The sequence below is a fragment of the Planotetraspora kaengkrachanensis genome (assembly GCF_016862895.1).
GTDB lineage: Bacteria > Actinomycetota > Actinomycetes > Streptosporangiales > Streptosporangiaceae > Planotetraspora > Planotetraspora kaengkrachanensis.
Genome location: NZ_BONV01000063.1, coordinates 18,880 through 30,285, shown reverse-complemented (window position 1 = coordinate 30,285; position 11,406 = coordinate 18,880). Strand labels below are relative to the sequence as shown.

The 11,406-nt window shown below is 68.4% G+C and carries 13 protein-coding genes; 2 read left to right on the top strand and 11 right to left on the bottom strand.

Features of this window, described 5'->3' with window-relative positions; translation table 11 throughout:
- Window positions 1-180 precede the first annotated feature (180 nt).
- The 3 genes from purE to Pka01_RS39760 all read right to left on the bottom strand — a co-directional run bounded on the left by purE (window position 181) and on the right by Pka01_RS39760 (window position 3,007).
- Complete coding sequence (purE, locus tag Pka01_RS39770; RefSeq protein ID WP_203888189.1) at window positions 181-723, bottom strand: 5-(carboxyamino)imidazole ribonucleotide mutase; 543 nt, start codon at window positions 721-723, stop codon at window positions 181-183.
- Entirely contained in the window at window positions 716-1,963 is a 1,248-nt protein-coding gene (locus Pka01_RS39765) for a 5-(carboxyamino)imidazole ribonucleotide synthase (RefSeq protein WP_275414544.1), read from the bottom strand. The genes purE and Pka01_RS39765 overlap by 8 nt, the downstream gene beginning before the upstream one ends.
- A 78-nt stretch (window positions 1,964-2,041) precedes the next feature.
- The gene (locus Pka01_RS39760; RefSeq protein ID WP_203888188.1) at window positions 2,042-3,007 is read right to left on the bottom strand and encodes a DUF8094 domain-containing protein; all 966 of its coding nucleotides are present in this window, start codon (window positions 3,005-3,007) and stop codon (window positions 2,042-2,044) included.
- 240 nt (window positions 3,008-3,247) lie between these two features.
- Between Pka01_RS39760 and Pka01_RS39755 the strand changes: the two genes are divergently transcribed.
- On the top strand, window positions 3,248-3,736 hold the full coding sequence (locus Pka01_RS39755) for a GtrA family protein (RefSeq protein WP_203888187.1): 489 nt from the start codon (window positions 3,248-3,250) through the stop codon (window positions 3,734-3,736).
- Here Pka01_RS39755 and Pka01_RS39750 read toward each other — a convergent pair.
- The 8 genes from Pka01_RS39750 to Pka01_RS39715 form a co-directional block, all read right to left on the bottom strand.
- The gene (locus tag Pka01_RS39750) at window positions 3,709-4,977 is read right to left on the bottom strand and encodes a sensor histidine kinase (RefSeq protein ID WP_203888186.1); all 1,269 of its coding nucleotides are present in this window, start codon (window positions 4,975-4,977) and stop codon (window positions 3,709-3,711) included. The genes Pka01_RS39755 and Pka01_RS39750 overlap by 28 nt on opposite strands.
- Before the next feature lie 36 nt (window positions 4,978-5,013).
- Entirely contained in the window at window positions 5,014-5,682 is a 669-nt protein-coding gene (locus tag Pka01_RS39745) for a response regulator transcription factor (protein ID WP_030451323.1), read from the bottom strand.
- A 335-nt stretch (window positions 5,683-6,017) separates the two neighbouring features.
- Entirely contained in the window at window positions 6,018-6,503 is a 486-nt protein-coding gene (gene bfr / locus Pka01_RS39740) for a bacterioferritin (RefSeq protein WP_203888185.1), read from the bottom strand.
- A 13-nt stretch (window positions 6,504-6,516) separates the two neighbouring features.
- Window positions 6,517-6,696 carry a (2Fe-2S)-binding protein gene (locus Pka01_RS39735; protein ID WP_203888184.1) on the bottom strand — a complete coding sequence of 60 codons (180 nt, stop codon included), beginning with the start codon at window positions 6,694-6,696 and terminating at the stop codon, window positions 6,517-6,519.
- Between the two features lie 101 nt (window positions 6,697-6,797).
- Window positions 6,798-7,886, bottom strand: coding sequence for an S-(hydroxymethyl)mycothiol dehydrogenase (locus Pka01_RS39730; RefSeq protein WP_203888183.1), 1,089 nt, complete (start codon window positions 7,884-7,886; stop codon window positions 6,798-6,800).
- A 50-nt stretch (window positions 7,887-7,936) separates the two neighbouring features.
- The gene (locus tag Pka01_RS39725) at window positions 7,937-8,932 is read right to left on the bottom strand and encodes an adenylate/guanylate cyclase domain-containing protein (protein WP_203888182.1); all 996 of its coding nucleotides are present in this window, start codon (window positions 8,930-8,932) and stop codon (window positions 7,937-7,939) included.
- 69 nt (window positions 8,933-9,001) lie between these two features.
- Entirely contained in the window at window positions 9,002-9,514 is a 513-nt protein-coding gene (locus Pka01_RS39720; RefSeq protein ID WP_203888181.1) for a PH domain-containing protein, read from the bottom strand.
- A gap of 57 nt (window positions 9,515-9,571) precedes the next feature.
- Window positions 9,572-10,399, bottom strand: a complete 828-nt coding sequence (locus Pka01_RS39715) for a biotin--[acetyl-CoA-carboxylase] ligase (RefSeq protein ID WP_203888180.1) — start codon at window positions 10,397-10,399, stop codon at window positions 9,572-9,574.
- Between the two features lie 106 nt (window positions 10,400-10,505).
- Between Pka01_RS39715 and fdhD the strand changes: the two genes are divergently transcribed.
- On the top strand, window positions 10,506-11,366 hold the full coding sequence (gene fdhD / locus Pka01_RS39710) for a formate dehydrogenase accessory sulfurtransferase FdhD (RefSeq protein ID WP_203888192.1): 861 nt from the start codon (window positions 10,506-10,508) through the stop codon (window positions 11,364-11,366).
- Window positions 11,367-11,406: the final 40 nt, after the last annotated feature.

The following is an 11,406-nucleotide window of genomic DNA, read 5'->3' as shown; positions in this document are numbered from 1 at the left end:
GCACCAGCCGAAACACCAGCCGGAACACTGACCGGAACGCCGGCCGGAACGCCGGAGGGCCCATCAACCGCCCCACGCGAACATGATCAGCACGATCCACCCAACGCCGACGCCGACGCAGGCAGGCCGCTCGGGAAGATCGCGCCAGTGAACCGCGCCAGTGAAAGGAAAGCCGCGATGTCAGCGCATCTTGGCTGCTTCGGTGCGCAGCCTCTCCCCCTTGGCATGGGCCTGATCGCGCAGCGTCACCTGGAAGTCCTCCATGCGCTGCCGCAGCTCCTCGTCCGACGCGGCGAGGATCCGCACCGCGAGCAGCCCTGCGTTGCGTGCTCCTCCGATGGCCACGGTGGCCACGGGCACCCCGGCGGGCATCTGCACGATCGACAGGAGGGAGTCCATGCCGTCCAGATACTTGAGCGGCACGGGGACGCCGATGACCGGCAGCGGCGTGACCGAGGCGAGCATCCCCGGCAGGTGGGCCGCTCCCCCGGCACCGGCGATGATCACCTTGATTCCCCGTGAAGCCGCGCGCGTGCCGTACTCGATCATTTCCGCAGGCATCCGGTGGGCCGAGACGACATCGGCCTCGAAGGGCACGCCGAACTCCGTGAGAGCCTCGGCCGCCAGCTTCATCACCGGCCAGTCCGAGTCGCTTCCCATGACGATCCCCACCAGGGCCCGGGACGCGTCGGCCGCCTCGTCAGCGGGGCGGGAGTCAGTCATCAGCCGGTCCTTTCAGGCAGTCGGCGGCGTGCCACGCCCGCGCGCGGACGTCGGCCAGGTCGGTTCCCAGGGCGGTCACATGTCCGATCTTGCGGCCAGGCCTTACGTCCTTGCCATAAAAGTGAATCTTGATTCCGGGATCGTTCGCCAGCACGTGCTCGTACCGGGAGAAGATGTTCGGGTCGGATCCGCCCAGCAGGTTGACCATGACCACGACGGGCGCGGCGAGCGACGGCGAGCCCAACGGCAGGTTGAGCACGGCCCGCAGGTGCTGCTCGAACTGCGAGGTCCTCGCACCCTCGATCGTCCAGTGCCCGCTGTTGTGCGGCCGCATCGCGAGCTCGTTGACGACCAGGCCCGACTCGGTGGCGAACATCTCGACCGCGAGCAGGCCGGTCACGCCCAGTTCCCGAGCTATCTTGAGCGCGAAGTGCTGCGCGGTGGCGGCGTCCTCCTCACCCAGGCCGGGGGCGGGGGCGATGACCTCCACGCAGATGCCGTTCTTCTGTACGGTCTCCACGACCGGATAGCTGACCCCTTGCCCGTGCGGAGACCGGGCGACGAGCACGGCCAGTTCCCGCCCGAACGGCACGAAGGCCTCGGCGAGCAGCGCCACACCCGACTCCAGCGGCTCACGGGCCTCGTCGATGGAGTCGCAGACCCACACGCCCCGGCCGTCATAACCGCCACGGACCGCCTTCAGCACCACCGGCCACCCATGCGTCTCCGCGAACGCCTCGACGTCCTCGGCGACCGACACGCGCGCCCATGCCGGGCACGGGACTCCGATCGCGGTCAGCCGCTCACGCATGACCGCCTTGTCCTGGGCGTGGACCAGCGCGTCGGCCCCCGGGTGTACGGCGAAGCCGTCGCCGAGGAGCGCCCGGATGTGCTCGGTCGGCACGTGCTCATGATCGAAAGTGACGGCGTCGCAGCCCTTGGCGAACTCCCGCAGATCCGCGAGATCGCGATAATCGCCCAGCCGCGTGTCGACGATGACCTTGGCGGCGCTCTCGTCCCGCGAGTTGGCCAGCACGCGCAGCTCGATGCCGAGCGCGATCGCGGCCTGCTGGGTCATCCGGGCGAGCTGCCCCGCGCCCACCATGCCGACGACGGGAGCGTTCGGACCTCCGACGGGAACGACAGCCTTGGCCGTCGTGCCACCGGCGGGACTCGAAGCGTCGACCGCGGCGGCGGGTGCGGCCGCATGACCTGATTGGGGAACGTTCGGGCTGTTCACGACATGTCAGCCTACCGATTCCCCACGTGTACGGCTCCCGCGCCCCGGCGATCTACCCGAGGGCCCGCTCCCGGGGTTCTACTCCGTGACGTCAGGGGTGATGCCCGCCAGGGATCGGCGGATGGCGACCGTCGTCATCTCGTTGTCCCTGGACACCTCGGTGGCGAGCATCAGAAGCTCGGTCCCGGTGATCGCGTCCGGGTCGGTCTTCCCGGTGTAGGCGCGCACGTCCGCGTCGCCGTACCGGGGATGGGCGAGGGAGGAGCGCCCGGAGCCGGGCCGCTGGGTGTAAACCACTCTGAGCGCGTGGAACACCAGGGCATTGCCGTCGGCCAGGACCAGCGAGTACGCCTGCCCTTCCAGCTGGACGTCGACGGACAGCCGATCAGGCCGGACCTTGGCCGGCGCCTGGAGCAACTCCGGCAGGAGGTCCCGCATCCGGTCTCCGGATGAGAACTTCACGCCGCTGACTCCGGCGGGGTCGGTCAGGAAGGCGACGTACCGGGTCGGGACGAGCCTTGCCTGTACGGCGATGCGGGGGTCGCCGTCGGCCGGCTTGGTGTCCACGTCGAACTTGGGCGTCTTGCCGACGACCGGGATCGGCCCCGCTCCCAGCCGCCACCGTCCCTCGGCCTGGACGTAGACGAAGAAGGTCGGTTCGGGGTCGCGGGCCAGCGCGGCGAACCACGCGCCACCCTCGGCGTCGTCCACGCTCCCGCCGGGGAGCAGGTATTCGACGTCGCCGTACTCTCCGAGATCGAGACCCTTTCCGCCTTCCTTGGCGGCCTCGCACGCGTGTTCGGCGAGAGCGCCCTCCGCCCAGGTCGTCAGGGACGCCACCGTGTCGCAGTCGTGCGTCTTCCACGCCTTCCTGAGTTCGCCGAGCGCGGCGAAGGCGGCTTCGGCCTCGGACCTGGTGGCCGCGACGGAGGAAGCCCCGTCGGAGTCGCCGCCCGGGGAGCCGGACGGCTGGCCGAATGTCTCGTTCCCACAACCCGCGAGCACGATGAGGGCGAAGCTGAGTGCCGTGATTCTGCGTAGCACGGTGGGGGCCACCTCTCCAGAACACGCAGATTCCAGAACAAAGTGATCCTGCTCGGGCGAGAGCGTAGTGCGTACCGCACTCGCTTATGGCTTATAGATGGATATTTTCTGAAATGTTCATACCAGCGGTGGGGAAACACCAGGTGACGAACACTCTCAGGTAGGGAGCATCCCCCGCCGACGACTCGTACCGGTAGCCTGGGATGACTTCGCCGCCGATCAGGAAGGACCGTGCGGGACGTGCAGTTCCTCCGACGTGCCTACGAGCGGTTCGCCACGCTCCTGCACGAGCTGCTCAAGTTCGGCATCGTGGGCGCCGTCGCCTTCGTCATCGACTTCGGCGGCACCAACCTCTTCCGCTTCGGCGTCGGCCTGGGACCCCTGACCTCGAAGGTCCTCGCCACCGTCATCGCGGCGACGTTCGCCTATCTGGGCAACCGCTTCTGGACGTACCGGCACAGGGAGCAGAGCGGCCTCGCCCGCGAATACGTCCTGTTCTTCGTGCTCAACGGGATCGGCCTGCTTCCTCCGCTGATCGTGATCGGCTTCGTGACGTACTCCCTGGGACTGCACGGCCCGCTGTTCTACAACATCGCCCAGATCATCGGCACGGTCCTCGGCACCTTGTTCCGCTTCTGGTCGTACAAGAAGTGGGTCTTCCTGGCGGCTCCCGCCCAGCCCCCGGTCGAGGACATCGCACCTCAGGCGGGACCGCTCACCACCCGGTGACGTCCGTGGTCGCGCGCGTGCCTCAGGAAGATCGCAAAGGTCGCCGGCCGCGGTTTGACCAGTTCGAGGCGCCCGCCGTCGGCGGCGACCAGAGCCCTCGCCAAGGTCAGCCCCAGCCCGGTTCCCCCGCCTCCGCTGACACTCCGTTCGAACACCTTGGTCCCGAGGGCCTCCGGGATGCCGAGCCCCTCGTCGGCCACCTCGATCACGACCGACATCCCCGTGCTGGACGTGTTGATCGTCAATGATCCGTCACCGTGCTTGAGGGAGTTCTCCAGCAGGGTGGAAAGCACCTGGCTCAGGCCGCCGGTGGTCCCGAGCGCGCTGAGCCCTCGATCCCCCGCCAGCACGAGCGAACGTTGCGCCCGCCGGAACGCGGGCTCCCACTCGGTGATCTGCTGTTCGACGACGTCGTCCACGTCGATCGGCTCCGCCTGCGCGTGGCGCTGACGCCGGGCGGCGGCGAGAAGCTCGTCGATGACCGCGGTGAGCCGCTCAACCTGCACGATCGCGGCCTCACCCTCCTCACGGACGATCACGGGCTCGCCGGCGGCGGCGACGATCTCCTCCAGGCGCATGGTCAGCCCGGTGAGAGGCGTGCGCAGCTGATGGGAGGCGTCCGTGGCGAAATCGCGCTCTCTCGACAGCAGGTCGGAGATCCGCAGCGCGCTGCGATCGAGGACCTCCGCGACCAGGTCGAGTTCCGGGACGCCGTAGCGGTGCCGGCTGGGCCGCGCGTCGCCCGACCCCAGCCGCTCCGCGATCTTGGTCAGTTCTTGGAGCGGCAGGGTCAGGCGTCGCGACGTCACGGAGGCGAGCCCGACGGCCGCGCCGAGCGCGATGATCGCGAGCGCGATCGTGAGCACCAGCCTCGCGTGGATGTCCTTTTCGATCTGGGCCGAGTCTCGCCCGATCCGAACGTAGCCGTTCTCGGAACGGGCCTCCTCGGTCATCTCGCGGCCGGCCGGTGGCGGAGTACCGACCACCAGCAGCGGGTTGCCCCGGACGAATACCTGTATGTACCGGTCCGGGTAGTTCCTCCCCAACCGGTTGGGATCGATCGTCTGGTCCTGGCTGACGGAGTACTCCACCCCGATGAGTAACCGATTCGCTTCGGCTCTCAACTCCCGGGCGGCCTCGTCGTTGATCAGCCGGACCACGACCACGGCGAGCGGCACGCCTAACAGCAGGACGGCGATGACCGCAACGAGCAGCATCGAGGAGAGCAGGCGCCGGCGCACGTGCTAGCTCCTCCCCAACAGACCCGCCACGCGGGTCTACTCGCGCTCGAAACGGAAGCCGACGCCTCGGACGGTCGTGATGTACCGAGGTTTGGCGGCGTCATCCCCCAACTTGCGTCGCAGCCATGAGATGTGCATGTCGAGTGTCTTCGTGGACCCCCACCAGTTGGTGTCCCACACCTCGCGCATGATCTGCTCGCGGGTGACGACCTTCCCGGCGTCCCGTACGAGCACGCGAAGCAGGTCGAACTCCTTGGTGGTCAGGTGTAGTTCCTTGTCTCCCATCCAGGCCCGGCGTGAGTCGGCGTCGATGCGGACGCCCTGCACCACCGGGGTCTCGGAGGTTCCGCGCCGGAGCAGCGCCCGCACGCGGGCGAGCAGTTCGGCGAGGCGGAACGGCTTGGTCACGTAGTCGTCGGCTCCGGCATCGAGGCCGACAACGGTGTCGACTTCGTCGACACGGGCGGTGAGGATCAGCACCGGAGTGCCGTGTCCCTCCGCTCTGATGCGGCGAGCAACCTCAAGCCCGTCCATCTCGGGCAGGCCGAGGTCGAGAACTATCAGGTCGACGCCCCCCGACAGGGCCCTTTCGAGGGCCTGCGGGCCATCCGGGCTCACCTCTACCTGATAGCCCTCCCGGCGCAATGCGCGCGCCAGCGGCTCGGATATCGAGGTGTCATCCTCGGCGAGAAGTACGCAGGTCATGGAGCGATCGTAGGACCTTAGGCGATCGTTTCCCGGCTACAGCGCGCAGTTTGACTTGTCGTTGACCCATCAATTGACCTGGGCAAACACTGATAAATCTGGGATAGTCAACACGCAAGGGCAGCAACGATCCGGGCATGGCTCCGCTATCCGGTCCCGACGCACGGCGTCCGCGCCCCAGCCGTATGACAAACAAACAACGCCCGCCGGAGAGGATCCGGCGGGCGTTGCTTGACACGCTGGAGCGGAAACGATCGTCATCGAGGTGCGGCCGCGCGCCTCCGCGGCGCCTCAGAAGGGCCGCGGAACCACCTCGGGAGTGCCTCGCGAGCGCCTCAGGAGGACGGCGACGGCGGCTCGGCGTAACGAGCCAGGTAGAGCTTCTCGCCCAGACTCTCCATGAGACCGAGCTCGGTCTCCAGGTAGTCGATGTGGTGCTCCTCGTCCGCCAGGATCGTCTCGAAGATGTTCGCCGACGTGATGTCGCCCCGCTCCCGCATGAGCGCGATCCCGGGACGCAGCCGCTCGACCACGCCGAGCTCGAGTTCGAGGTCGGCCTGGACCTGCTCCCTGACGGTCTGCCCGATGTGAAGCGTGTTGAGCTTCTGGTAGTTGGGCAGCCCTTCGAGGAAGATGATCCGGTCCGTCAGCACCTCGGCGTGGCGCATCTCGTCGATGGACTCGTGCCGGGTGAAGGCGGCCAGCTTCGTGTATCCCCAGTGCTCCTGCATCTTGGCGTGCAGGAAGTACTGGTTGATGGCGGTGAGCTCGGAGGTGAGCTGCTCGTTGAGCAGCGCGATGATCTCCCTGTCGCCCTGCATGACGCCTCTCGATCTATGCGACGGTGACGAGGTCCTCAGACTTTTTCAGGATCGCACAGATCTTCCGGACGCATGACGCGCAGTCACCTCCGGCACCCGTCGTGTCTCTGACCTGCTTCGCACTCGTCGCGCCCGCGGCGATGCACTCATGAACCTCGTTTTCGGTCACGGCGCGGCAGATGCAGACGTACACGGCGATGCGAAGCCTTCCGGGGAACGGGGCATAAGGTTAGGCACACCTAAGGTAGCCCACCATGGTAAGGCTTGCCTATGTGATAGCAATCACAGATCGCTCTACGGGAACTCGACCACGGATCGGAGCACCTCGCCGCGCTCCATCTTGGCGAAGGCGTCCTCGACCTGGTCGATCGAGATCGTCTCCGACACGAAGCCCTCCAGGTTCAGCCTGCCCTGGAGGTACAGGTCGATCAGCATCGGGAAGTCCCTGCTGGGCAGGCAGTCGCCGTACCAGGAGGACTTGAGCGCGCCGCCGCGCCCGAAGACGTCCAGGAGGGGCAGCTCGAGCTGCATCTCGGGGGTCGGGACTCCGACGAGGACGACGGTCCCCGCGAGATCCCTGGCGTAGAAGGCCGTCTTGTAGGTCTCCGGACGGCCGACCGCCTCGATCACGACGTCGGCCCCGTTGCCGCCGGTGAGCTCGCGGATCGCCTCGACCGGGTCGGTCGAGCGGGAGTTGACCGTGTGCGTGGCGCCGAAGCCGCGCGCCCACTCGAGCTTCCGGTCGTCGACGTCGACCGCGATGATCGTGCCCGCTCCCGCGACGCTCGCCCCGAGGATCGCGGCGTCGCCCACCCCGCCGCAGCCGATGACCGCGACGGAGTCTCCCCGCGTCACGCCGCCGGTGTTGATCGCCGCGCCGAGGCCGGCCATCACGCCGCAGCCGAGCAGACCTGCGACGGCGGGCCTGGCGGCCGGGTCGACCTTCGTGCACTGGCCCGACGCGACCAGCGTCTTGGCCGCGAACGCCCCGATGCCCAGCGCCGGGCTCAGGACGGTGCCGTCCGCCAACGTCATCTTCTGCGTGGCGTTGTGGGTGTTGAAGCAGTACCACGGACGGCCGCGCAGACATGCCCGGCATGCGCCGCACACCGCGCGCCAGTTGAGGATCACGTAGTCGCCCGGTGCGACATCCGTGACGCCCGCCCCGACGGCCTCCACCACTCCGGCCGCCTCGTGCCCGAGCAGGAACGGGAAGTCGTCGTTGATGCCGCCCTCGCGGTAGTGGAGGTCCGTGTGGCAGACGCCGCAGGCCTGCACGTTCACCACGGCCTCGCCGGGACCCGGGTCGGGTACGTGGATGGTCTCCAGCGTCACCGGCTTGCCCTTGCCCCGTGCCACCACGCCCTGCACCTCGTACGGCATGCGCACCTCACCCTTCAGTTTCCGGCCCGTGAGCCTCGTTCGTACCGTGCTTAGTCTCCTTGTCCCGCTCGCCGGAGTACATAGGGCTGGACAACCCCGAGGCCGCGCACAGGTCTGCGGCGGATCTTCAGCAGTTCGATGCCTGGTACGTCGCCGAGAGTCCCGGCCATGCCGTCGTCGACGAGGATCGTCCCCGGCCTGGCGACCGCCGTCAGACGCGCCGCCAGGTTGACCGTCGTGCCGAAGACGTCGCCCATCATGGGCAGCACCGGGCCGCAGGCCAGGCCGATCCGCAGGTCGGGCCCGCCTTCGTCCTGCGCGAGCTCATCGATCAGGTTGAGGGCGATGAGGGCGGCCGCCGCGGGCTCGTCGGCGGTGAACAGGACCTCGTCGCCGAGCGTCTTCACCAGCCGGCCGCCGTGGGCGGCGATGACGTCCGAGGTGCGCACTTCGAAGCCCTCGAGGAGATCGGCCAGAGCCATCTCGTCGAGTTCCCTGGAGACCCGGGTGAAGGCCACCAGGTCCGCGAATCCGACGGCCAGCGTCAGACGCGAGGGCAACGCGTCGTCGCCGGCGGTCGGCAAGATCAGGCGGCTGACCACCGCGGCCAGCTGGGACCGCCAGACGTGAATCAGCGTCTGCTCGAAATCGGGCAGCAGGGCGCGCGCCGTCTCCATCACACGGACGAGGTCGGCGTCGCTCGGGGGAACCTGCGGATCCAGCGTCCCGATCATGATCTCGGCCTGCCACTGGGCCAGCCGGGCGGTGGTGCGGCCGACGGCCCTGGCCATCCGGATGACGGTCTGCTCGTCCAGGACGCCCGTGTCGATCAGGAACCGGATCCGCCGGAGCGCGCCGAGGTCGGCGGCGGTGAAGGCGACCGCGTCGTCGCCGAGCGAGGCGAAGCCCAGCGCCCGCCAGACGCGCCCCGCCAGTTCCTGCGGGACGCCGGCCGCCTCGGCTATCTGCCGGCGCGTGTAGGTGGGCGCCGGGCCGAGGAACAGGCGCTGGACATCGTCGGCACTAGGCCGTCCTCCGGTCTCCACGTCTCCCCCAAGCCGCCGTAGACCTTCGCCCCCGGGCCGTCGGCACCGCCGCCCGAGACCTCCTTCGCCTCACTTGCCGTCGATGTTCCCGTCGGAGGCGTCCTCCACCAGGCGGAACAGCTCCTGCCGCACCGTCTGGATCTTGGGGATGTCCTTGTAGTCGATCTCACCCTTCTCCGAGGCCGACTCGACGCGCAAGGTCCCGCATCCCAGGATGCGCTCCAGGAAGCGCTGGTCCGAACTGACACTGTTGACCTTGGCCAGCGGGATGTCGTCGTCGGCCTTGTTCAGGATGCCGGTGCTGATCGCGAAACGGTGCGACGTGAGCGTGTAGGAGGTCGTCTTCCATTTCAGGTACGGGATGAACGACCACCATGTCAGCAGCACGACGGCGACCACCGCGACGGCGATGCGAACGATGCCCGAGTACTCATAGTCACTCGGAATGAAGTAGATCGCGACGCTTGAAGCCGCCACGACGAGAACGAGAGCGAGGAACGGCACGATCAGCCGCTTCCAGTGAGGATGGAACGAGTGAACGACTCGCTCCCCCTCGGTCAGATAGTGATCCGCGAGACCCATGGCGCAAATCGTGACACGTTCGCCATGGGTTTGCATGTTCACTCGCCAGAGGTTTGCTCACGCGCCTTCTACGCGACGGACATGGACGACGTCACCGGCGCTCAGCGAGTGTTCCCGGCCCTTCGACCGGACCAGGAGATGGCCCGCCTGGTCCACGCCGACGGCCTGCCCGATCAGCAGCCGCTCGCCGGGGAGCTCCACGCGGACCTCCTGCCCGATCGTGCCCGAGCACGCGAGATACGCCGCCCGCAGCCCGCAGGCGTCCGCGTCGCCGTCCGCGTCGGTCCACTCCCGATAGTGCGTCTCGATCTCGCGCAGGATGTCCCGGAGCAAGGGGTCGCGGTCGGCGTGAACCGCGCCCTCGATCGTGAGCGAGGTGGCCCGGTCGACCGGCAGCTCCTGCTGCCTCGTGGACACGTTGAGGCCCATCCCCACGATCACGGCCGAGTCCACGCGCTCGGCGAGGATCCCGGCGAGCTTGCGCTCTTCGACGAGCAGGTCGTTCGGCCACTTCAGCCGTACGTCCACCCCGGCGACGCGCCGTATGGCCGAGGCGGCCGCGACGCCCACCAGCAGCGAGAGCCAGCCCTGTCGTGCGGGCGGCACCTCCGGCCGCAGCAGTACGGAGAACGTGAGCCCGGACCGCGGCGGCGCCGTCCAGACGCGCCCGAGCCTGCCGCGTCCGGCGAACTGGGACTCCGCGACGAGCACCGCGCCCTCACGGGCTCCCTCGCGCACGGCTTTGGCCAGATCGGCGTTGGTGGATCCCGTCCGCTCGACGACGGTGAGGGCCGACCACAACGATCCCGGACGCACCAGAGCACGCTGGAGCGCCGCTTCGGACAGTGGCGGCCGATCGAGATCGGCATATGGCGAGTCCGGCACATGCCCAGGTTAACGGGCCGCGCTCCCGAGATCGGCCGGGACCACCACCTCGGCGTAGGGTGAACGGCATGGATCCCACGACCGTTCCCCACCTCCGGGCGTGATCATGCAGACGGACGAGAGCCGTGTAAACCGACCAGGACCCGTCACGCGGATCCGTGTGCGCGAGGTCTCCGGCACCGCCGTACGTGACCGGCGCGACGACCTCGCCACCGAGGAACCCCTCGAGATCCGGCTGCTCGCTGGCGGCGAGAGCCGTACGGTGGCGATCACGATGCGCACACCCGGCGCGGACTTCGAGCTGGCCGCCGGGTTCCTGCACGGCGAGGGGATCATCGGTTCCGGCGACCTCGGGGCGATCGGCTACTGCACCGATGAGGACCTGACGCCGGAGGAGCGCTACAACACTGTCACCGTGCGGCTCCGCTCCACGACGATGCCCGACATTTCTTCACTCGAGCGCCATTTCATGACGTCCAGCGCCTGCGGAGTGTGCGGGAGCGCCAGCCTGGACGCGCTGCGTGACCGCTGCTCGCCGCTCGACGCCGGCGCGAGCATCGAGGTCTCCCCCGAGATCCTGTACGGCCTGCCGTCCATGTTGAGGAAGGCCCAGGGCGTGTTCGGCAGGACCGGCGGGCTGCACGCGGCGGGCCTGTTCACGCCCGACGGATCGCTGATCGCGGCCCGGGAGGACGTGGGGCGGCACAACGCCGTCGACAAGCTGGTGGGGTGGTCCCTCATGACGGAGAGGCTGCCGCTCGACCGGCATGTCCTGCTGGTGAGCGGGCGCGCCAGCTACGAGATCATGCAGAAGGCCCTCGCGGCGGGCATCCAGATCGTCTGCGCGGTCTCGGCGCCCTCGTCGCTGGCCGTGGACCTGGGACGCGACTTCGGCATGACCCTGGTCGGCTTCCTGCGCGACGAACGGTTCAACATCTACTCCGGCGCGGAGCGCATCACCACCTGATTGCACGATCACGAACGGCATCAGCCCAGGTCAGAGATAA